We start from the raw sequence: 22,705 nt of genomic DNA, 5'->3' as shown, positions 1-22,705 counted from the left end.
CATTCGTGCAGCCGTGTGCTTGTCAGCATCCGCCTCGGAGCCTGATGGGCATGTTCCGGCGGTTCTCAGCGCTACAGCGGCGCGTTGAGCGCGGCGTCACGGCGGCCCACCTCGGCGGCCGCCGGATGCGCTGCGGGCGGGGTCGGGGGCATGGCGAGCAGCTTCTCGACGTTCCTGTCGCGGAAGGTCAGCCTCATCCGGACCTTGATGGGCGGCAGGTTCGTGTACTGCACGATGGCCGTGAAGTCTCGAACCAGGCGCAGTTCGGATGCTCATGCATGCCTGAAGGCGTAATCTGGACTCGTCGGCTGCTGGAGACCCGAAGTGTCAACCGAGTTGCAGGGCCGAGTCCAGACTTCTTCTGAATTTCTCTCGGATGTCCGGGCCGCAGAACGGCGCGTCCTCATAGCGCAGTGCACTTGACTGCAATTCAGCATGAGTGACGACCGTCGTTTGCGTGATTTCGCATTTCCCGTACATCATGCTCGTGAGAGCGACACGGCGCGAACTTCGCCGTGCCTGCAGGGAGGGCATAGTGGCGTGCAACCGATGGGCGACGTGCTGTCGCCGGCCATTACCTGGACCGGGTTGCACGGGGAGACTCCGTCCGCGTGATTGCTATATATGGCGCGGCAACGTGCGCCCAGACGGTAGGTGGCGCACCCGGCGTGCCCACGCCCTGCTCATCCGTCGCTCTGGTCCACCGAGTATCGCCGTCGGATATGGCAGCACGGCGACACCTAACGACGGTGGATCTCTCACTTCACCGAAGCACCAGCTCCCGGCCGTTTAAATTGGAGCCAGGTCACTTACCAGCTCACAGCAGAGCTTGAAGGAGGCATCGTACGAGCCCCGGGGCTGCATACACAAACGAGACTGTAACGGGCGGGCAGATCCTCGAAAATGAGTACAGGATCGATGTTGACTTGAGCCCTTGGTCGTTCGCTCGACCTTGCTATTTGATACGTAAAGCAATCCGTGGCACATGAGATTGTGCCCTTGGAGGTGATGAACATGCGACGCCTGTTCACTACTGTGGCCCTAGTGATCCCTCTCGCCTTCGCGGGAGGCACGGCGGTCGCGGTACCCGAGAGCGCCCCTTCTGCGACCAGTGCGGCGATCGGAGCGGAGGCGCGTCATGTGGCGACACCGAAAGCATCGGACGTCTGCAACTACACCATCAACCGTCCAACAATCAAGTTCGGCTCCTCAGGAAGGGCAGTGAAACAAGCCCAGTGCTATCTAAACAGAGCCATGAGTGAAGCAAACCTGGCCGAAGACGGGAAGTTCGGCCCGGTCACCAACGCAGCGACGAGGCGGTTCCAGTCTTGCGCCGGCATTACCGTGGACGGAATCATCGGAGCCCAGACATGGTCGTCTCTTGTTTTCTGGGCCAACGGGTCGGATTTCGTATGCTGATCGCCAGCGTCACGCAACCGGCGTCCGGCGCCTGGAAAATCCTGTCCCGCATGTGCCGTGGACGCGGGTGCGGGGCATCCCCTTGGTCTGCGGGATCAGCGGGATCAGTACGAGACGACTGACGAAGGGGGACTTGCCTGGAGTCCGGGCCGGAGTGGACATCGGCAAGGATCACCATGCCGTGGTCATCAACGCAGAGGGCAGCCGGCTGCGGTCGCTCTGCCCGGTCCTTGCTCGTCTGGCGAAGAGCCTCAAGCCGCAGTGCAGCCTGTGGATCTGTTCGAACCGTACAAGGGGTTGAGGGCGGGCGACCAGCGACTGGGGTGCTGCTCTCCAACTCCCTGAAGGGTCTTGGTGGGACTGGGATGTGATCGCCTGGGACGGCAGGCAGTTCCGGCTCGCTGCTGGCCATGATCTGACCTACCACCATGGTCTGGAGCTGGTTCTCCGCGAGCCGGTCTTCATCAGTTGCCCGTCGAGCTTTCACGATCCGACCTTCCGCGCTCCGTCGCCTGCCGAGCTTCGGCAACTCGCTTGTCAGCTCGGGGAGAAGCCCGAGAACCCCTCCGTCGTGGTTGCCTTCGAGGCCGACGCCGACGGGCAGCAGCCTGTCCCGTGCCCATTCGCCGCCGAGCGACTCAACATCGTCCAGGAGACCGTTCCGAGGTACCGGGGCGTTGCAGCACCCGGGCAGCGCTTCGCACCCTGGGTGCGGCTTCCCTCCGAGTAGACGCGGGGCCGTGCAGCCGCCACTTCGATCGTCGGACGGGCGGGGAAGGCCCGTGTGGGACTCCGGGTACATGGATGTGCCAGCAACAGCGGACTGCTTCCAGGTAGGTTGATGTGGCATCCCCGCCTCATAGGGCCAGAAGGAGCCGTCACGTGAGCACCCCGCCCCGGCCACCCAGCACTCCCACGGCCCCGCCTTCAGCTCCGTCGCCCGACCCCGCACCCTTACCGCCCGGTCTCCCGCCGGTGAGGCGCTGGGCAGAAGTCGCGACGTTGATATCAGCGCTCACCGGCCTTGCCGGTCTGCTTCTCGGATTCTTCGGGCTTCCCGTGGTGGTGAACTCACCCACAGCGAGGATCGGCACGGAAAAGCCTCAACCGACCGTAACTGTGACGGTGACCGCAACGCCGCAGGCCGCAGAGACGCCAGCTCCTGCCGGCACGGGGCCCGCCCTGCCCTCCGGCTCCAAGAGCGTCTCAAAGGCGGGCATCCGGATGCCTTCCGACTACCACGTTCTCCTCTCGGATGACCCGATCGAACTCCATAAGGGCTACAGCGGCGACCTCGGATTCATGAGTGACGTAGGCCGTGGCATTGAAACCGCCCGCGGAGGCACCTTGGTCCTGCTGGATCGCGGCCAGCAGGGCTCGCTGGAAGCCTGCAAGGCCGAGACGCGCTTCACCGACACCATCCTCCCGCAGCGCCTGATCAACGGCTCCCAGATCTGCGTACAGCGAAACGGTCACGTCGGACTGATGACCATCCGTGAGGTTCCGCAAGAACGTGACGGAAACACCTTCATCACCTTCGACCTAACGGTCTGGCCGTAAAGGGTGTTGCAAGAAGGCTGTCGGCGGGCGGGTAGGGCTCAGTGGTCGTTGACCTGCTCCTTCACCCGTGAGGGCGAGATCGTAGCGGGGCGACGACGGCCTGGACGGCGCGGTGGAGGCCGCCTCGTTCTGGCGCCGGTCGCGGAGGATCCACCAGTTCTTCAGGCGTGCGAAGGCGTGCTCCGCTCGGGCGCGGACGCGCCGGTGTTCGGTGTTCGGTGTTGTCCTCCTACTGCCCGCGCAGCAGCAGCCGTCCAGCCCTTCTGCGGTACGGACGATGAGCCCGGCGCCCAGGTAGGCGCCGTCCGCGAACACGGTGCTGCGGGCGGCCGGACGACCGCCGCCGGTTTCACCACCGTCGCCCGGCCCGCCGCCTCCCCCGCTCTCCGCGGCAACCGACGGACGCTGCACCCACCCGGGTGTTGAACAGCATGAGGGCGTTGAGGACCAGGCCCAGCGCCCCGGGACGTCCTCCCAGTGGCGTTCGAATCGGGCGGGGTCGACCCGGCCGCGGGCGGCGTCCTGGCAGGCGCCGCAGTCGGGGGTGGGCGGGGGCCTTCCCCTTCCAAGGTCAGCCTTCGATTCCCGTGGCGGTGTGTGGGCGCGGCCACGGCCAGGAGTTCCGACTGCCAGTTCTGCAGCGATCGGTTCCAAAGGCCGGCGGAGCCGAGGTAGCCGCCCCAGGACACCGGGGGCAGGAGGTCACGGAGTTGCCGATCGTTGTAAGCGGCCGTACCGGCGATGGACTGGGCGAGCCAGGACAGTCGGATTGCCTACCAGCTCCGGCAGCCGGCGGTCCGGCCGTGAGAACTGGGCGGTGAGACCTGCGCGGGGCGGACCGCTCGGGGGGTGGGTCCGCCCCCGGGGATGCCGGATCAGGTGTGAAGGAGGCTGTTGGTGCCGTCGTGGCCGTCGGCATAGTCTTCGTCGAACCAGTAGTCGCCCGCCGCCAGGTAGCGGAAGGAGTGCACGCTCTTCACCGGCAGGCCGACGGTGACGGCGCGCGTCCCGTCGCTGCGGGGCTCAAGGGTGTGGGCGCCGGGCTTCCACTCGTTGAAGTCACCGACGACGCTCACCGGGCCGGGCGGGATGTCGGCGGGCAGGACGAAGGTGACCTGAGCGCGGTCCTTGAGCAGCTTGCGTTCGAGCATGGCGGGGAGCTCCTGCGGATGGGATGGGCTGTTTCCCCTCATCCTGCGGCCCACACAGAGCCCGGGCACCCGCACGCGGCCGCGCGGCGCCCGGGCTTCACCCGCCCGGTGCCACCATGGACGAGCGCGGCACGCGCCGGGCGTCAGCAGCCGGCCGCGAACCGATGTCGTCGCTGGACCTGCCCCACCAGAGCGCCGGGCCCGATCGCGAACGCCCAGGAAGGTTCGGCCTTTCCGGGAGCCGGAGCCGGAGCGGGAGCCGGGGCCGGGGCCGCGGTGGTTCCGGGGCGCCCGGCCGCCTGGGGTCAGCCCGGGCAGCCAGTGGTGCGGCCTAGCGGTGCGGCCCCTTGAAGTCAGTGTCCGAGGGCGCTCTTGAGCTGCTGCTTCGTCATCGTCGAACGGCCCTCGATGCCCCGCTTCTTCGCCTCCTGATACAGCTCGTCCTTCGTACGTTCCGACGAACCGCCCCCACCGGATCTCTCGCCACCCCGCTGCGAGGCCGACTTGCCCTGCATGGAACTGCGACTGGCCGTCTCGCTCTCCCCCGAACGCGCACGTTCTTTGTTCACCGTGCGGGAAGCCATCTCCTTCGCACGGCCCTCCGACATGCCTCGCTTCTCCCCGGACTCCTTGATGTGCTCGTACTGACGCTCACGCTTCGGGCTGGAACCTCTGGGCATGACGCACCCCTTTCTCGACGGTGTCGGGTCACCGCCATGCTGGGCGCAGGCAAGCAACGGCGCACCTCCGCCCGGCCGGACGAGGGGCCCGGCCTGCCCGCCGGTGTTGTACCGGGCCTTCGCCGAGTCCGTGGACGCGAGCGCTGTCAGGCGGACGGTGCCCCTTCGGGAATGCCAGTACGCCAGAGGGCCCAGCACACCGGTTCCTGGTACCGGGCTCCGCCGCCCTGCGCCGGCCTCGGCTCCACCGGGCGGCCGCGACACCCACTCGGGCCCTGCTTCGCAGCGCTCAGCACCGTGTGAGGACCTCGACAGCCGATGAGGATCGGCAAGCTCAACGCTCCGTTACGGGAAAACGCTCTCTCCGGGCACATTGCCCGGATCAGCCACCCAGGAGCGGACTGGGCGCCGTCAGCCGAGGGCACTGAACCACACGCGTATCCGCTGCTGCGAACAATCAGGTGGTGTGTGGCTCGGACGGCACGGGTGTGGCTTGTGCGATGAGAAGTGCCACGTCGTCGTGGTCGTCGGGGTGGCGCAGGGAGTGCAGGAGCCACTGGCAGGTCTCGTCCAGGGAGCGGCGCGGTTCGTCGAGGGTGTGCAGCAGGGTCTCGAGGCGTTCGTCGATCGGGTGGTGACGGGTTTCGACGAGTCCGTCGGTGTAGAGGACGAGCCGGTCGCCCGGTTCGAGGTCGAAGGCGCTGGTGTGGAAGGGGACGCCGCCGACACCGAGTGGCGCGCCGGTGAGCAGGTCGAGGAGTCGGGGGCGGCGGCCGGCCGGGGCGAGGACGGGCGGGAGGTGTCCGGCGTTGGCGATGCGGCACTGGTGGGCGCGGGGGTCGAAGACGGCGTAGATGCAGGTGGCGATGTAGTGCTCGAGTCCCTGCGTGATCTTGTCGAGGTGCTGGAGTACTTGGTCTGGGTCCAGGTCGAGGTCGGCGAGGGTACAGGTGGCGGTGCGCAGGCGGCCCATGGTGGCGGCGGCGTCGATGCCGTTGCCCATGACGTCACCGACGACGAGTGCGGTCTTGTCGTCGGCGAGGGGAATGACGTCGTACCAGTCGCCTCCGACCTCCTGGGTTGCCTGGGCGGGCTGGTAGAGGGAGGCGACGTGGAGGCCTGGGAGCGGTGGCGGGTGGCCGGGCAGAAGGCTGCGCTGGAGGGTCTCGGCGGTGTTGCGGACGCTTTGGTGCCATCGGGCGTTGTCGATGGCCACGGCAGCCCGGCCGGCCAGCTCGCCGGCGAGGAGTACGTCGTCCTCGTCGAACGGGAGCGGGCTGCGGGCGCGCAGCAGGTCGAGGGCGCCGAGGATCTCCTTGCGGGCTATCAGTGGCACGACGAGGTAGGAGTGCACGCCGGCCTGGGCGAAGGCTGTCGCGGCATCGGCATCGCGGGCGATGCGCTGCAGATCGTTGCCGTCGACGTGAGCGATGACGATGGGCTGTCCGGTGTGGACGCAGCGGGTGATCAGCCGGTCAGCTCCGTACGCCGCAAGGTCGCCGACGCCCAGGGAGGCGGTGGCCGCGCGGCTGGGGTAGGCGGCGGCGACGGCGAGTGCCCGGAACGTCTCCGGGCCCGGCTCTCGGGAAGGGGTGGTGCGGCGGAAGGCCAGGACGTCGTCGAGGACGTCGACGGCGGCGACGTCTGCCAGGTCGGGCACGGCGACGTCGACCAGCTCCTGCGCGGTGTGCTCGACCTCCAGGGTGGTGCCGACGCGGGCGGAGGCGTCGGCGATCACCGCGAGGCGGCGTCGGGCCCGGTCCGCTTCGGTGGTGGCCCGGTGGCGTTCGCTGACGTCGACCACCGAGTTCGCGACGCCGATCACCCGGCCGCTCGGGCCGTCGATCCGGTAGTACGAGACCGACCAGGCGTGGTCGTGGTCCGGGTCCGCGAGGGTGCGGCCGACGGTGTACTGGTCGATCAGGGGTGTGCCGGTGAGCAACACCTGGCGCAGCGCGGACTCGATGGTGTCGACGTCGAGGAACGGCAGGATGTCGTGGGGGTGCTTGCCGATGTGGTCGGCGGCAGAGATGCCGTTGATGCGTTCCAGGGCGGGATTGACCAGCAGGTAGCGCAGGTCGGTGTCCATCAGGGCGATGCCGATGGGAGCCTGCGAAACCAGGCGCTGGGACAGGGCCAGGTCGGTCTCCACCCGCTGCAGCGTGCTCTGGTCGGCGGCGATGCCCAGGGCGTAGACGTCGCCGAGGTCGTCCAGCAGCCGCATGTTTCGGAATTCCACCAGGCGCGTGCTGCCGTCCTTGTAGCGGATGGGGAACGCGCCGGCCCAGCTCGCTCCGGTGCTCATCACCTCGGCGAACAGTCTGATCACCAGGTCTTGGTGCTCCTCGTGGACCAGGAGGTTCGCCGCGTATTGTCCGAGGGCCTCCTCGGCGGTGTATCCGAACACCTCATCGGCCTGCGGGCTCCAGAACACGATCCGCCCACGGGTGTCAAGCACGACGGCGGCGACGCTGAGGAGGTCGAGCAGCCCTCCCGGCGGCGACGGCGCCGCCCGGCGGTCCCGCTCCTTCGCTGAGAGCGGTTCGTGGGCACCCATCGTGGAAGGCTCCCTCCTCGCGGAGCCCCCGGAGGACGCGCGCCTACCGCGGGCTCTCTCTTCCATGCTGCGCCCCGAACCCGCTGCTGCACGATCCGAGGCAGCGGGGTGCTCGGGGCGGGGCTCGTTCAGCGGCGGATGATGGTGGGGCCTGCAGCCCCTTTGCCGGATCGGGTGAGGCCGAAGGCGACCGGCTTCCCCGCGCGGCTCCGCAGCTCTCCGGCTCCCCGGCTCCCCGGCTCTCCGGCTCTCCGGCTCTCCGGCTCCCCGGCTCCCCGGCTCTCCGCCTCCGCAGCTGCAGGATGTGTATTTCGACGGAGGCAGGCTGTGGCCAGGGAGACACAGTCGGTCAGCGCGGGATGCCTGCTGGTGCCGGATCGAAGTGGCCCGATCGAAGTGGCCGGGTAGGGGTATTACCGGCTTGTCCGCCCATCGCCGCAGCCGACCACCAGCCCTCGGTCCACGCGAACAGCGATGACCCCGCCCGGCAGTTGGCGTGGCGTCGGCTGAAACCGCGCGGCATGGCGACCGGCCCGGCGAGATCCTTCGGGGCTGCTGGCGACCCTTCCTGTTCTGCACTCGTCACCGACCATGGTGTTGTACGTTCACCCCATCTGGCGGGCCGGTTGGTTCGCGCCGCGCGGATTCGGACGTGGCCGTGGCGGGAACCGCTGGTGGAGGGGCCGGGGAATCCTGAGGGGGAGACATGGCGTATCAGGTGGAGTTGCCCATCGGCGCGGCGGGCGGGCCACAGGACGTGGTCAGGGTCGAGATCTCGCCGATCGGCGAGGACGGCCTGGTCAGGGTGGCGCGGCCGGGGCAGGTGATGGCGCGTGCCTCGCGGTCCCTGGGTGAGATGGTGAACGGAATCCGGCCGGTCGCGCAGAGTTTCGTGGATGGCTTCCGTGGCATGGTCCACGGACCTGACGAGCTCAACCTCGAGTTCGGGCTGTCGTTGTCCGCGGAAGCTGATGTGATCATCTCCAGTACGGCGGCCCAGGCCAACTTCAAGATCTCGCTCACCTGGCACCGTCCCCCGTCCGACGGGATCGGCGCCCCCGCGGAGCCTGTGCAGTGACCCCGTTAGGCCCGCAGGCGGCGGAGGGTACCGGACCGAAGGCTCTGAATGCGGCAGTACTGCGGATCCGCGATGTGCGGGGAGATGCGGTGGGCCTGGGATTCCTGGTCTCCCCGGAGCTGGCTCTGACCTGTGCACACGTGGTGTCCGCGGCCCTTGGAACGCCGCTGGACCAGGGGCCGCCGGCCGACGCCCGGCTCCACGTCGATCTGCCGCTGCTGGCCGCTTCCGGGTCGGGTGGCACGGACGTGACCGCGAGCATCGACACCTGGCTGCCACCGCAGGAAACGGGTGGCGGGGACGTGGCGGTGCTGCGGCTGGATTCCCCGTTGCCCGGTGCTGTCCCGATTCGGCTGGTCGAGGACGACATGGTGTGGGATCACCCGGTGCGGGCCTTCGGCTTCCCGGCCGGGCGCCCGGGCGGGGTATGGCACTCCGGTGTCCTGCGGGCGGAGCAGAGCCAGGGGTTGCTGCAAGTCGACCTGACCGGAACGGGCTATCCGGTCTCCAGGGGCTTCAGCGGCACCCCCGTGTGGGATGAGGACTTGGGCGGCGTGGTCGGCATGATGGCGGTCGCCGAATCCGGGCAGCCCTCGGCCAGCTATCTGATCCCGACCGCCAGCCTGCGGAGTTCATCGCCCGAGCTGCGCGGTCTGACGCTGCCCCCGTCGCCGTTCCGCAGCCTCAAGGCGTTCCAGGAGTCCGACGCCCCGCTCTTCTACGGCCGACAGGCTGAGAGCGGAGAACTGGCCCGAGCCCTGGCCGGCGAGCGATGGGTCACGCTCGTGGGAGCCTCCGGAGCCGGAAAATCGTCTCTTGCACTGGCCGGGGTCGTACCGAGGCTACGGAAAGGGGGTGCCGTAGCCGTCGTCGTGCGCCCCACTCTCGGCAGCAGTCCGCTGGCGGCCCTCGCGGCCGTGCTGCTTCCGATGCTGGAACCCGAGCTGTCGGAGACACAACGCCTGCTGCGGCTCTCCGAGCTGACCGAGGTTCTGAGGCAGGGCGGACTGGCCGATCTCGTGCCCCGGCTGCTGGAACTGCGAAACAGCCGCCGACTGCTTGTGGTGGTCGACCAGTTCGAGGAACTGCTCGCGCTCACCCCGCAGGCCGTCGGCGAGCTGGCAGACGTCCTGTTCGCCGACGCTCTCCCGCGTACGGTCCGGGTGCTGACCACCTTGCGGGCCGACTTCCTGGAGATCGCACTCGCACACCCTCGCCTCGGGCCCGCCCTCAGCCGACGCGTCCACGCGCTCGGACCGCTCAGCCCCGAGCGGCTGCGCGAGGTAGTGACCGCGCCCGTCGACGCCATCCCCGGCGTGCGGTACGAATCCGCCCTCGTGGACCGGATCCTGGAGGACACCGGCACCGAGCCGGGTGCCCTGCCGCTGCTGGGCTTCACCCTCGACCTGCTGTGGCAGGAACAGCGCAGCGGCCTGCTCACCCACCAGGCATACCGGGACCTCGGCGGAGTCACAGGCGCGCTGAGTGCCCACGCCGACCAGGCCTGGAACGAGCACGTCCCGAAAGAGGACGAGCCGGCAGCGCGACGTCTGTTCACCCAGCTCATCCGCGTTCCGATGGGCTCGCCGGCCGCGACGCGCCGGATGGCCCTGCGAACCGAACTGGGCGAGCAGGAGTGGCGCATCGCCCAGCAGCTCGCCGTCACCCGGCTGTTGGTGACCGGCCTCAGTGCCGAAGGCGTCGAGACGGTCGAGTTGACACACGAGGCGCTGATCAGCGGCTGGGAAAAGCTGGCCGTGTGGGCTGCTGAGGACCGGACCTTCCTGGAGTGGCGGGAGTCCCTGCGCCACGACATGGACCGCTGGGAGCGCGCGGAGCGCTCCCCCGAACTGCTGCCGACCAACGTGGCGCTGGCAGCCGCCCAGGCATGGGCGACCGAACACGACGGCGACCTGACCACGGCGGAACGCGCCTACCTGGACAGCGGGCGGACGTACCGGCGTTCCCAAGCCCGCTGGGTGCGGTTGCGACAGTCCGTTGTCACCGTCTTCACGGTGGCGGTCGTGACGTTCGCGATGCTGTTCGCCTACGCGCGCCAGCAGAGCCAGGAACGCGAGGCGCTGGCCACCTCACGCGCCCTCACCCAGGCATCGCAGGACGAAGCGTCCACCGACCCCGCCCGCTCGGTCATGCTTGCCCTGGCCGCCTACCAGACCTCACCGACCCAGGAAGCCCGCAACCAACTGCTGCGGACGTACCTGATGCACTCGAACAAGAGCCGGATGATCTCCGGCCTGCTGGGAACAGTCCGGACCTTCCAGATGAGCCTCGACGGCAACGTGGTGCTGGCCACCTCGAAGACCGGCCGGGCAACACTCTTCGTGCACGCCATCACCGGGGACGTCCGCATCGCACAGGTACCCTCCGTCGGCCAGGTGGAGTACCCGCTGGTCTCAGCGGACGGGAAGCGGGCCGGCTACGTCCAGGAGGACGGGAAGGCCGCCTGGTTCCCCGTCGACCAGGACGGTGACCAGCCGATGGGCGAACTGCACCGACTGCCTGAAGCACTGGGAACAGCCGTCGACGCGAACAAGGGCTTGGGCCCCACGATGTCGCTGGACGGCACCCGGATCGTCGCCAGGGTGCTGGACAACCTGATCTGGTGGGACCTGGACAGCGGCACCATCGCACGTTCGACACCCGCACCCGCGGATGACGGCAACAAGGACATCGACGCTCTGTGGATCGGCCCTGACAACCGGAGCCTGTTGCTGCTCCGCTCCGGATGGGGGAACGGCAACACGGCTCTGCACGTCTACGACCCGGCAACCGGCGCGACACGAGTCGTCGTGACCGACGTGGACCAGATCTCGCTCTCCGGTGACCGCACGGCAGCCGTGGTGTGCCGCCAGTCACAGCCCGGCGCGGCGGCACTGAGCCTCATCCGGATCTCCGACGGTGCCCAGCAGGGAGAGCCGTACAGCGAGCAGGACAAGCGTTTCAACACGGGCACCTGCCTCGTCGATGCAGTCAGCGCGACGGGCGGCACGGTAGGCATCTGGCACTCCGACACCCTGAGTGTGGTGGACCTGCTCCGGAACAAGGTGCTCTCCCGCACCCCCGCGAAGTCGGCTGTCTCCTCCCGCCAGTTGGTGTCCGCTGCCGGAAAGCTCTTCTACGTCACGTGGGAGGGCTCACTGATCACCTACACCGACCTCGCTCCCGGGGGCGGCGTACTCCAGATCGGCCAGCAAGGGCTCACCAACGACGGAACCCGCACGATCAGCGTCCTCGCGGACGGGTCCGCCATACAACTGCGTCCCGCAACAGGAGACAACAGCGTTCTGCTCGCCGAAGCCGCGCGCCGCAAGCCGTACTGGAAACCAGGAGATGCGAACCAGCTGCGGCTGAACGGCGACGGCAGCCTGCTCGCCAGCCAGGAGGGACAGAACGTGATCTCCGTCCGCGAGACCTCCACCCTGCGGGAAGTGGCGGTCATCACCGCCGCCGAACCGCCGCCCCTGCCCACGAGCACGCCGTCCATCCTGGGACCCGCCGAACCGGCCGGGGACGCCGCGAAGTGGGACTTCCACTACTACTTCGACGCCGGCGGAAACGTGCTCACCGTGTCAGGGACCGTGGTGCAGCAATGGGATTCGTACACCGGCCGCGAACTCGCACGCTTCGACGCGAAAGCCCTGCAGCCCAAAGACGCCCCCGAGGGCCGGCCGCACATCTCGATAGGCCCCTATCCGGCCCCGAACAAGGTGGACGTGGTCACCTGGGGTGATCCTGATGTCCGCATCGTTGACATCACCACAGGCGCTGTCACCGAGACTGTGAGGACCACCGAAGACGTCCTGGCCGTGCAGTTCGACCGCAGCGGTCGCTACTTCGGGTTGATGCGCCGCGGATCGATCGTCGAGCTGTGGCGACGTGACCCGCTCCGTAGGGAACTCGGCCCGCTGCGCAGCACCGCCGAGGACCTGATCACACCGACCGTCACGCGGTTCATCGACCGGGACGGCCGCTTCGTGATCGCCGCCAACAACGCCGTACGGATCTACCGCGTTGGGGAGCGTGCCCCGCAGGACTCCTTCGAATTCGGTGAACCGCCCGGCAGCGCTTCGAACCGCTCATACTCGTTCATGGACATCTCAAAGGACGGCAGCACAGTAATCTACGTGGACCCGTCCGGAACCGGCGGCCCCCTCCGGCTCGACCCGCGGATGTGGCAGCGCGACCTGTGCAAGATCATCGGCTACCGCCAGTTCACTGATGACGAGCGGGCCAGCCTTCCGGCACGCGTCCCGGCGCAGCCCTTGTGCGCCGAACGTGAGGCGTGATCCTCGTGGATGCCCCGGTCGTACGCCCCCGCAACGTCGGGATGGTTGATCTGCGCGGCGGCCACCGCCTCCCGTTCGAACCGGCGCGTCCGAGCCGTAGCCCCAACTCTTCATGTGTGGAGCTCAGTTCCCCGAGCTCCACCCGCCACCCCCGATGACGAAGACCGTGTCGGCCGACAGGCTACGGCTCACCGCACCACCGTACGCCGCGTCGCGTGATCGGCGCCTCGTACCCTGCGCCCAGCTGCAGGGGTTGGGCTGGCCCCCTGCCCCGCTCTATGCGCCTGGCCAGGCACCTGAACGCACTGCCTGCCCGCGCCGCGGTGGCGTCGGCACCGGTCGGACGGAGGCGTGCCGAGCCCTCTGCGACGCCCACGCCGAGATGTCGGCGTTCATCAAAGAGGTGACCGACAGCACGGCCATGGCAGCCGGCAGCACCGGGTACGCCGGGGACCAGCTCCAACTCAACGAGCACCGGCCTGGCTCGCTATTCGCCGACGCTTCCGTCGATCGCTTCGCGCAGCAGGTCGGCGTGGCCGTTGTGCCGCGCGTACTCCTCGATCATGTGGGTGAGGACGTAGCGGAGTGAGATGGTCTCGCCCCGGAAGTCGACGGTGTCGTCGAGGGAGCTGAAGGCGGCGGCGACGGCACGGGCGCGGGCACACTCCTCGTACCAGATCTCGAACGCCTCGTCGGCGTCGGCGTCCTCGACGTGGAACTCGGCGAACGTGCCGCCGACCTCGCCGGGCCAAGGCGTTCTGACGTCCTCGGCGTTCAACGTGAAGCGGAACCAGCCCCGCTCGACCGAGGCCGCGTGGCGCACCAGGCCCAGGAGCGTGAGCCCGGAGGTCGGGATCGCCTTCCGCTTCAGCTGTTCGCCGGTCAGACCCGCGCATTTCATGTCCAGGGTCGCCCGCTGGTAGTCGAGGAACGAGGTGAGCGAGGCGCGGTCGTCGGCCGCCTTCGAGGGGTGCATGCGCTGGTCGTCATTCACCGGACGATCATGGCCCGACCGGTGCGTGGCCGGCGCTCAGTCCGGGCCGAGGTCCAAGGCCGATTGTCAGTGGTGGATGGGAAGATCGGAGCATCGAGTCGGAAAGCGGGGGATCCTTCATGTCCGGAAACCAGAACTACATCAATCACGTTGCTCTCGTGTTGGATGCCAGTTCGTCCATGTCACACCTGAGCCGTAAGGTCGTCGAAGTCGCCGACCAGCAGATTTCGTATCTGGCCCGCCGATCGCAGGAACTGGACCAGGAAACCCGCGTCACGGTGTACGTCTTCGCAGACAAGGTTGAGTGCGTCATCTACGACAAGGACGTGCTGCGCATGCCGTCCCTGAAACAGCTGTACCGGGCCGGTGGAATGACGGCCCTTCTGGCGGCCACGCTGAAGTCACAGCGGGAGCTGGCGCAGACAGCTCAACTCTACGGCGACCACAGCTTTCTCACGTTCGTCCTGACCGACGGGCAGGAGAACGCAAGTCACCGCTGCCCGGATGCCCCTACCAGGGACCCTCGTGAACTGGTGCGGGCTGTGGCCACGATGATCGACACTCAGGAGGACAACTGGACGCTGGCGGTGCTCGTGCCGGACCAGATGGGCAAGCGCGAGGCCATGCAGTGCGGCTTCCCGAAGGACAACATCGCCATTTGGGATGCCACGAGCACACAGGGGCTGGAAGAAGCCGGACAGGTCATCCTGAAGGCCACCGAGAACTTTATGGTGGGCCGCACGAAGGGCATCCGCGGATCGCGGGCGGTGTTCTCCACGGGTGGAGAGACCGTCAACAAAGAGACCATTGAGGCAGCCGGTCTCACCGCGATCAAACCGTCGCAGTACCAGCTGATTCCCGTGGCTCGCGAAACCGCGATCCGGGACTGGGTCGTCGAATGCGGGCACAGCTACCGAACCGGTTGTGCGTTCTACCAGCTGAGCAAGTCAGAAAAGATTCAGGCACAGAAGCAGATTGCGGTGCTGGAGAAGAAGACGGACCAGATCTACACGGGACCGGCGGCCCGAGCCCTGCTCGGCCTGCCCAACACGGAAGTCCGCGTCACGCCGGACCACAACAACGACTTCACGATCTTCGTGCAGAGCACCAGCGTGAACCGGAAGCTGGTGCCGCACACGCGGCTACTGCTGATGATCTGATGCCTTGGAAGCCCCACCAGTCCGACTGACGGGGCTTCCGTCACGGCGACTTCCAGAGCGCGCGGGTTGGCTCGGCGCGCGGGTGAGGGAACTGCGTGCCGAGGCGGGGTCGGACGGGAACGATTTCGCGGCGGCGCCGGGGCGGCAGCGACGTGAGCCGGTCGGTCCTGGGAGAGGAAGCCGACTGGCCCGGACATGACCGGCTGCCTCCTCGCCCCGCCCCGAGGCCCAAGCACGCCACCTGCACTCGGGGCCGCCGGCACATGCGTCGAGGGCCTCAGGCCCGGGGGTGGTGCTGGTCGACCCGGGGGTGGGTTTCTACGATCACAGGCGTGCGTCATTCCTTCCTTCACCACGGCCGTCGTTTGTCCTACCTCGATTTCGGTGGGCCCGGCCAGCCCGTATTGGCCCTGCACGGGCACTACAACGAGGCCGCCGCGTTCGCTCCCCTGGCCGCCGCGCTCTCGCCGGATTGGCGGGTGTTGGCGCTGGACCAGCGTGGGCACGGGGAATCCGATCGCGCCGACTCCTACGGCCGGGACGGCTACGTCGCGGACGTGGCCGCCTTCCACGACCACCTCGGGCTCGGCCCGCTGCCGGTGGTGGGGCACTCCCTCGGCGGGGTCAACGCCTACCAGTACGCCGCCCGCCGCCCCGAACACGTCGCCGCCCTGATCGTCGAGGACATCGGCGCTGTCGTCGACGTCGACACCGCCTTCACCCGCCGCCTGCCCGGACCCCAACCCACCCGGGAAGCCCTGGCCCAAGCACTCGGAACGGCCGCACCCTACCTGGAGTGTTCCTTCCGCAAGAAGGACGACGGGTGGGGCTTCTCCTTCGACATCGACGACACCATCGCCTCCCAGCAAGCCCTCACCGGCGACCACTGGGCCGACTGGACCAGCCTGACCTGCCCGACCCTCCTCGTCCACGGAAGCCACAGCGACGAGATCACCCCCGACCACGCCCGCGAGATGCATGCCCGCCACCCGGGCCCCGTCCACCGCGTCGAACTCGCAACCGGGCACGTCGTCCACCACGACGCCCCTGACGACTTCGCAAACGCCCTCCGTACCTTCCTCACCACCTGACGCCGACGCACACATCCCAGGGCCGAGCACGGCATCCGTGTGTTCGGCCGGGCCCGCCCCAGCGCGCATCAACTGGGCAAGCCGAAGCCATCGAACTCGACGCGTATGGCAAGACGGCCCGTGAAACCACCGCCACGGACCGCACCGTCTTCACCCTGACTCACGACGGGAGGCTCACCGCCCAGGGGTCATGAGTCAAGGAGGTCGTCCTCGCCAAGACCACCGTCCAACCGCTGGTCGCGGCCGGTTGCAAGCTGACCGGCAGAGGCTGGCGCAGCACGTACGACCGCGGGCAGGGGCCGCCGAGGCCGGACGGGAAACGGGTGTGCGATTGTCGGACGCGCGTGATAGTCACTACGTTCACGAGGGGTTGGTCAATGGCACCCCTCTGTTCGAACACAGCAAGGGGTGGGGACATGGCGTTGCTCCGTCAATGGGGGCTCACGCTGGGGAAATGGGTTGGCCGGCCACCCGCGCAGGTGCAGAAGGATTCCGGCGACCCTGACGTGCGGCGCGTGCGGGAGGCCGCCGCGGCAGGAGACTGGAGCACGATACGGGAGGTGCTCGAAGCACGCCCCGAGAGCGAGGACCGCACGGAGCTCCTGTGGGCCGTCGGCGAGACGGCGGGGGCGGAGCGGTGGCTCGCCGAAGTCCTCGAAGCGGAACCGGACGCGACGCTGCCCCGGCTCGTAGCGGGGATCCGCCACATCGGCTGGGGGTGGGAGGCGCGGACCGGAGCCCGCGCGAAGGACGTATCCCGCGGGCAGTTCGAGGTGTTCCACGCACGGCTGCGCACGGCCGAGCAGTGGCTGTACGAGGTGGCGGAGCGCGAGCCGCAGTGGACCTCGCCCTGGTACGGCCTTCAGGTCACCGGCCGCGGTCTCCAGGTGGGCCAGACCACCGCGCGACGCCGGTACGAGGCGACGGTGCGACGTGACCGGCACCATCTCGGGGCGCACCAACAGCAGTTGCAGCAGGTCTGCGACAAGTGGGGTGGTTCGCATGAGGAGATGCATGCGTTCGCGCGTACGTCCGCGTACGGCGCTCCCGGCGGCACGCTGCTGGGCCAGCTCGTGGCGATCGCGCACATCGAGGAATGGCTCTCGCTCGACACGGGACCGGACGCCGTGTACATGCGCCGTCCCGAGGTGAAGGCCTCCCTGCGGGAGGCCGCCGACCACTCGTTCCGGCACCCGGACTTCGTCCGCCGGGGAGCTTGGATCCAGGTCCTCAACACCTTCGCCATGGCCTTCTCGCTGGCCGGGGACCGCGACGCCGCGCGCGAGTGCTTCCATGCCACCGAGGGGCGCGTCACCAAGTTCCCCTGGTACTACCTGGACGGTTCCGACCCGGCCGCAGCCTACCGGGAGCAGCGTTCGTCAACCGGGCGCTGAGCCGGGGTCCTCAACGGCGAGCGGCGGCTGGTCCCGTCGCCGTCTCCTCGGCCGCGTCGCAACCGTCCTGCGCCGCACCGGCCGGGCCCGCCCGTCGAAAACCTCCTGTCCGACTCTCCGTCTCCCGTGGGATGCGCCCGGGACGGCGGATCCGACGCGTCAGGGCCCGCGACCACCCGCGGCCCGCTCCCGTCCACATCGGTCCGAGACCGTTCCTCGCGTCGCACCCCCGTATCCGGCCGTGCCCTTCCGCACCCAGCCGTACCCTTCCATCCGCCTTCCCGCCTGCGCCGCTTTCGCGGCGTGGGCGCGCCCACCGAAAGACTTCGCCAGGTGCCCGATTCCGAGACCGCCCATACCTTCCAGGTCGACTTGCGCGGCCTGGTCGATCTACTCTCGCACCACCTCTACTCGAGCCCGCGCGTCTACCTGCGCGAGCTGCTGCAGAACGCCGCGGACGCCATCACCGCCCGGCAGGCGGTCGCGCCCGGCGCGCCCGCGACGATCACGGTGCGCACCGGTGACACCATCACCGTCACCGACACCGGCATCGGTCTGACCGAGGCCGACGTCCACCAGTTCCTCGCCACCATCGGGCGGAGCTCGAAGCGGACCCCCGAGGGTGTCCTGGACGGTGCCGGGGTCGATGCCGCCCGCGGGGAGTTCATCGGCCAGTTCGGCATCGGTCTGCTCGCCTGCTTCGTCGTGGCCGACGAGATCACGGTGCTCAGCCGATCCGCGGCCGACCCGTCGGCGCCCGCCGTGGAGTGGCGCGGCCACTCCGACGGCCGATACACCATCCGCACCCTGCCGGCCTCGGCCGTGCCCGAGCCGGGCACGACCGTCCGCCTCGTCCCCCGCGCCGACAACGCCGAGTGGACGAGCCCGGAGCAGGTGGTCTCCCTGGCCCGGCACTACGGCGGTCTCCTGCGGTACGAGGTCACCGTCGTCGGGTCGCGGGGCGAGACCCACCGGATCAACGAGACGCCCCCGTGGGAGCAGACCCACCGCTCCCCACTGGCCCGCCGCGAGGCACTGACCGCGTACTGCCGCAGCCTCTTCGACTTCACCCCGCTCGACACCGTCGAGCTCGACCTTCCGGCGGCCGGGCTGCGCGGCGTCGCCTACGTCCTTCCCACCGCCGTCAGCCCGGCACAGCGGGCGGGACACCGCGTGCATCTGAAGGGCATGCTGCTCACCGACCAGGCGCCCGAACTGCTGCCGGAGTGGGCGTTCTTCGTGCGCTGCGTGGTCGACACCACCAGCCTGAGGCCGACCGCGTCCCGGGAGGCGTTGTACGAGGACGGCACCCTGTCCGCCGTACGGGACGCCCTCGGCGACCGGATTCGCGACTGGCTCACCGGACTCGCCGCGAGCGACCCCACCCTCCTGCACCGGTTCATCGACACGCACCACCTGGCGGTCAAGGCGCTCGCCCGTTACGACGACGAGCTGCTGCGCATCGTGCTCCCGTGGCTGCCGTTCGAGACCACCGACGGGAACGTCACGCTGGAGGAGTTCACTCGGACGCACCCGACCGTCCTGGTCACGCGCAGCGTCGAGGAGTTCCGCCAGGTCGCCCCCATCGCCGCGGCCGCCGGCCTCGGCGTCGTCAACGGCGGATACACCTACGACCGCGACCTCGTGCACCGGCTGCCCGAGATCCGCCCCGGCACGGCCGTCACCGACCTCGACCCGGCTACCGTCACGGCTCATCTCGACGCCGTGGACCCGTCCGCGGAACTGCGCGCGGCGGCTTTCCTCGCCATTGCCCGGGAGACGATCGGCGTCCACGACTGCGACGTCGTGCTGCGTGACTTCCAGCCCGTCACCGCCCCCGCGCTGCTCCTCGACAACCGGGATGCGCGTCACGAGCGGACCAGGTCGAGCCTCGCCGCCGACAGCGACGGTCTGTGGGCCGACATCCTCGGCTCCCTGCGCCACGAGACCCCCCGCGCCCAGCTCGTCCTGAACCACCTCAACCCGCTGGTCCGCCAAGCGATCACGATCACCGAGCGCGGACTCGCCGTCACGACCGCCGAGGCCCTCTACGGGCAGGCCCTGCTGCTCAGCCGCCGTCCGCTCCGGGCGAGCGAGAGCGCCCTGCTCAACCGGGCCTTCATCGGCCTGCTCACCCACGCCATGCACCAGACCGGCACGGCGGCACCCGGATCCGAGCCCCGGAAGGAACTGTAGATGCTGGACACCCCCGAGGCCGTGGTCGAAGCGCTCCGCGAGAACAACGACCGCCCCCACGGCCTGCAGCGCACCATCACCGCCGAGGAGCTCGTCGAAGCGGCCGAACCCTTCGACAAGCCCGAGGTCCTCGCCACGGCCCTGCTGGAGCTGATGGCGGCGTACGAATTCACCGGCGAACACCGCAAGTCGCCCGTCGTCTTCGCCCGCATCCTCAAGCTCTGGGACGGCGCTCCCGAATCCTTCAGCCAAAGCAGTAGGGACGTCGTCACCCACTTGAAGCGCCAGAAGACCTGGTGGGCCTGCGAAGCCTGCGAGATACGGCACCACGCCCGGTACCAGGTGACGTCGGGCGACGACGCCGGAGCTCTCGAGACCTGGCGGCCCGTGCTCGACGGGGCCACGGGCTGTACCGAGGAACCGCAGATGAGCCAGGCGCGCGCGCTGCTGCCGCTGCTGCGCGCCGGCCGTGCGGACGAGGCCCGCTCCCACCATCTCACCGGCTACCGGCGGGTCCGGGGCCACGCCGGCATGCAGAACGAAGTCGGCCTGCACCTGGAATTCTGTGCCCTCTCGCGCAACGAGGGCCGTGGGCTGGAGATCCTCGCGGAGAACCGCCCGCTGTTCGGGGCGACCGGCGCTCCGCTGGCCCGTCTGGGTTTTCTCACCGGCGCCGAGGTGCTCCTCGCCCGACTCGTCGAGGAGGGGCACACCGACACCGTCGTCGCCGGCCCGCCCGGACGGAACTGGACGGCGTGCGAACTCCTCGCCCACGTCCGTACCGAGGGGGACCGGCTCACCAACGCGTTCGACGCGCGCAACGGCACCACGGCCGTCGGGGACCGCCGTCGGCTGCGCCTCGCGCAACGCCCGCTGCTCGACGAGCCGCTGCCGCTCGGACTGCGCACCTGCGTCACCCGCCCTGCCGCGGCGGTGGCCGTCACCGCGGCCACCGCGGTGGCGGACGTTCCGGAGGACTTCGTCGCCCTGGTGCGCGAGGCACGGCGCATGGCGCGGGTGGGGCATCCCGCGGACACCAGGCTTTGGACCCGCATCGCCGAACGCCTGGCCGACGGCACCGCCACGCACGACGACCGGCTCGGCCCGGAGGATCTCCTGCACGCCGAGCTCGCCGAGCAGCGCGCGTACCTGCTCGTGCAGGAGGACCGCGACCCGGAGAGTGTCGCCGAGCTGAAGCGGGCCGCCGAGCTGTTCGAGCGGCTGGGTATGCCGTGGCACGCGCTTTCCGCACGCACCCGCGCCCTCGCGTGGACAACCGTCTCCGGCGACTATGCGGACGACGTGGACGACGCGGCTGTGCAGGAGGGCCGCGCAACGGACCACGACGCCGAGCGGCCGGACGCGGCCGCGGTCCGGACCGCCCTCGACGAGGCCCTGAGCGAGGCGGAGCGCCTCAAGACCGAAGCCCCGTTCACGGACGGGACCCTCGCAGAAGAGGGGGCGGCTTCGGGAGCCGATGGGGAGGCGGAGCGCGTGTTGGAGTACCTCACCGTGCTGTACGCCCACACCTTCGCCGCCTATCAGGAGGCGCTGCGGCAACTGCCGGAGGCCTCCGGCTCCGCCATGGAGCGGTTCGAGGAGTCCGTCCGTACGCTGCAGGCGGAGGCGGAGCGCCTGTCCGTCCGCCACCAGGTGGCCCATGCCCGGCAGTTCGTAGCGGACATGGCCGGCCGGCGTGGTGACGTCGCGCGCGCCGAGGCTGAGCTTCGGACGGCTCTGACCGACGTGGATGCCTCCGGGCGACCGTGGCGCGGTACGCGCCTGCGCGCCCTGCTCGCCCAGATCCTGCTGTCCAAGGACGAGCCGGCGGAGGCGGTGGAGCTGCTGCACCAGGCGCTCGCCGACGCGGTCCGTTACGACGACACGGAGTTCGCCCTGGCTCCGACGTACGCGCTGCTCGGCCACGCCGCCTCGCATCTCGGGGACTACGGCGGTGCCGTCCGTCACCTCTCCGAGGCGGCCGCGCGGTTCGACCAGGACGGGGCGCACAACGAGGCCACCGACATCCGGCTCCAGCTCGCCGACGTCCTGGCGCGCAGTGGGCAGCAGGCCGATGCCGTCGCCGTACTGGAATCCGTCCTTTCCGACGAGATGGCCTCCTCGCTCGACGAACGAATGATCGCCCAGGCGCGTCTGACTCTGGCGCGCGGGCTGCGGGAACTGGAGGAGTGCCTGCCCGCGGCCGAGGAGTTCCTGCGGCTGGCGGACACCGTCGCCGCCTGGGAGGACGACCGCGCGGTCCACACCCTGGTCGCGGCGGAGGCGGCCATCACGCTGGCGATGGCCGACCGCTGGGACGCGGCGGACACGGCGTACGAGCGCGCCGCCGCGTCGCACGCCGAGGCACCGAACCCGTCCTTGATCATGCACATGATGTGCGAATTCGCTCGCCTCACCATGCTGTCCCGAGGGGCCGACGGCCTCGACGCGGCACTGGACCACCTGACACGGGCCGACGCGATCGGGGCCGCCGTGCCGGAAGAGACCGAGGGCTTCGTCCCCTGGTACGGGAGAGGCACCGTGCACTACCGCCGTGCCCGTGTCCTGGCAGAGGCCGAACGCTTCCCGGAGGCCATGGCCGAGGCAGAGGCCGCCATCGCCGCCCACGAACAGGGAGGAGAGCACGGCGAGGTGCCGCGTGCTGAAGCGGTCCGGATCGCCGCCCTGATCGAGGGGAGCAGCCTCGGCCGGTTCAAGGAGGCCATCGCCCGGCTGACGACGGCAGCGGCGCGCTGCCGCAAGGCGAACCTTCCCGAGGCCGCCCAGATCCTCGACGCCCTGCGGCAGGACTACCTGAGGCGACGAGAGGGCTGAGGGTCCCGGCCCGGCCCCGGCCCCCGCGAACTACGGACCGCAGGGGCCGGGTCCGGCTCGGACATCCCATCGCCTCGCCCGGGCCAAGGCCGAGCAGCAGCAGACGAAGAAGCAGCCCTCGCAGACCCCCGGTCATCCGCTGGACTCAGCTCGATGCCGGCCGCCGGCTGGGCTGGGCTGGGCTGGGCCGGCCGAGGCCGGAACCCGGGGCCTTGGGCCCGGAAGAATCACGCGCGACCTGTGGCTGTACGCGCGTCCGCCCCCGCCCGGAAAGGGGCGGGGG

General features: G+C 69.4%; 15 protein-coding genes and 2 pseudogenes. 10 read left to right on the top strand and 7 right to left on the bottom strand.

Annotated features, from left to right (window positions below):
• Positions 1-71 precede the first annotated feature (71 nt).
• A complete protein-coding gene (locus tag ACFCZ1_RS21900; RefSeq protein WP_376679953.1) occupies positions 72-233 on the bottom strand; it encodes a hypothetical protein in 162 nt (53 codons plus the stop codon).
• 781 nt (positions 234-1,014) lie between these two features.
• Between ACFCZ1_RS21900 and ACFCZ1_RS21895 the strand changes: the two genes are divergently transcribed.
• From ACFCZ1_RS21895 to ACFCZ1_RS21885, 3 genes are all read left to right on the top strand, one after another.
• Positions 1,015-1,419 (top strand): peptidoglycan-binding protein, encoded by a 405-nt coding sequence (locus ACFCZ1_RS21895; RefSeq protein WP_376679952.1) that lies wholly within the window; start codon positions 1,015-1,017, stop codon positions 1,417-1,419.
• Between the two features lie 367 nt (positions 1,420-1,786).
• Positions 1,787-2,149: a hypothetical protein gene (locus tag ACFCZ1_RS21890; RefSeq protein ID WP_376679951.1), complete on the top strand. Its 363-nt coding sequence runs from the start codon at positions 1,787-1,789 to the stop codon at positions 2,147-2,149.
• Between the two features lie 245 nt (positions 2,150-2,394).
• On the top strand, positions 2,395-2,979 hold the full coding sequence (locus ACFCZ1_RS21885) for a hypothetical protein (RefSeq protein WP_376679950.1): 585 nt from the start codon (positions 2,395-2,397) through the stop codon (positions 2,977-2,979).
• A gap of 61 nt (positions 2,980-3,040) precedes the next feature.
• Here the strand turns inward: ACFCZ1_RS21885 and ACFCZ1_RS21880 are convergent.
• From ACFCZ1_RS21880 to ACFCZ1_RS21860, 5 genes and pseudogenes are all read right to left on the bottom strand, one after another.
• A pseudogene (locus ACFCZ1_RS21880) lies at positions 3,041-3,309 on the bottom strand (transposase); the annotation flags it as partial.
• Positions 3,310-3,593: 284 nt separating this feature from the next.
• Positions 3,594-3,743 (bottom strand): annotated as a pseudogene (locus tag ACFCZ1_RS21875) (DUF6766 family protein); the annotation flags it as partial.
• Between the two features lie 111 nt (positions 3,744-3,854).
• Positions 3,855-4,130: an isoamylase early set domain-containing protein gene (locus ACFCZ1_RS21870; RefSeq protein WP_376679949.1), complete on the bottom strand. Its 276-nt coding sequence runs from the start codon at positions 4,128-4,130 to the stop codon at positions 3,855-3,857.
• Positions 4,131-4,483: 353 nt separating this feature from the next.
• Positions 4,484-4,810, bottom strand: a complete 327-nt coding sequence (locus ACFCZ1_RS21865) for a plasmid stabilization protein (RefSeq protein WP_376679948.1) — start codon at positions 4,808-4,810, stop codon at positions 4,484-4,486.
• A gap of 457 nt (positions 4,811-5,267) precedes the next feature.
• Complete coding sequence (locus ACFCZ1_RS21860) at positions 5,268-7,367, bottom strand: SpoIIE family protein phosphatase (RefSeq protein ID WP_376679947.1); 2,100 nt, start codon at positions 7,365-7,367, stop codon at positions 5,268-5,270.
• A 706-nt stretch (positions 7,368-8,073) separates the two neighbouring features.
• Between ACFCZ1_RS21860 and ACFCZ1_RS21855 the strand changes: the two genes are divergently transcribed.
• Entirely contained in the window at positions 8,074-8,445 is a 372-nt protein-coding gene (locus ACFCZ1_RS21855; protein WP_376679946.1) for a CU044_2847 family protein, read from the top strand.
• A gap of 89 nt (positions 8,446-8,534) precedes the next feature.
• Positions 8,535-12,752, top strand: a complete 4,218-nt coding sequence (locus ACFCZ1_RS21850; RefSeq protein ID WP_376679945.1) for a trypsin-like peptidase domain-containing protein — start codon at positions 8,535-8,537, stop codon at positions 12,750-12,752.
• 487 nt (positions 12,753-13,239) lie between these two features.
• Here ACFCZ1_RS21850 and ACFCZ1_RS21845 read toward each other — a convergent pair whose 3' ends face one another.
• On the bottom strand, positions 13,240-13,746 hold the full coding sequence (locus ACFCZ1_RS21845) for a DinB family protein (protein ID WP_376679944.1): 507 nt from the start codon (positions 13,744-13,746) through the stop codon (positions 13,240-13,242).
• Positions 13,747-13,865: 119 nt separating this feature from the next.
• Here ACFCZ1_RS21845 and ACFCZ1_RS21840 point away from each other — a divergent pair, with 119 nt between their 5' ends.
• From ACFCZ1_RS21840 to ACFCZ1_RS21820, 5 genes are all read left to right on the top strand, one after another.
• The gene (locus ACFCZ1_RS21840) at positions 13,866-14,906 is read left to right on the top strand and encodes a vWA domain-containing protein (protein ID WP_376679943.1); all 1,041 of its coding nucleotides are present in this window, start codon (positions 13,866-13,868) and stop codon (positions 14,904-14,906) included.
• A gap of 332 nt (positions 14,907-15,238) precedes the next feature.
• On the top strand, positions 15,239-15,997 hold the full coding sequence (locus ACFCZ1_RS21835; protein WP_376679942.1) for an alpha/beta fold hydrolase: 759 nt from the start codon (positions 15,239-15,241) through the stop codon (positions 15,995-15,997).
• A 560-nt stretch (positions 15,998-16,557) separates the two neighbouring features.
• Positions 16,558-17,391 carry a hypothetical protein gene (locus ACFCZ1_RS21830; protein WP_376679941.1) on the top strand — a complete coding sequence of 278 codons (834 nt, stop codon included), beginning with the start codon at positions 16,558-16,560 and terminating at the stop codon, positions 17,389-17,391.
• Positions 17,392-17,724: 333 nt separating this feature from the next.
• Positions 17,725-19,587, top strand: a complete 1,863-nt coding sequence (locus ACFCZ1_RS21825; protein WP_376679940.1) for an HSP90 family protein — start codon at positions 17,725-17,727, stop codon at positions 19,585-19,587.
• Entirely contained in the window at positions 19,588-22,422 is a 2,835-nt protein-coding gene (locus tag ACFCZ1_RS21820) for a hypothetical protein (RefSeq protein ID WP_376679939.1), read from the top strand.
• Positions 22,423-22,705 lie beyond the last annotated feature (283 nt).

Source organism: Streptomyces sp. NPDC056224, assembly GCF_042267665.1.
Taxonomy (GTDB): Bacteria; Actinomycetota; Actinomycetes; order Streptomycetales; family Streptomycetaceae; genus Streptomyces.
The sequence above is the reverse complement of the archived record's forward strand: the minus strand, read 5'-3'. Positions and strand labels throughout refer to the sequence as shown.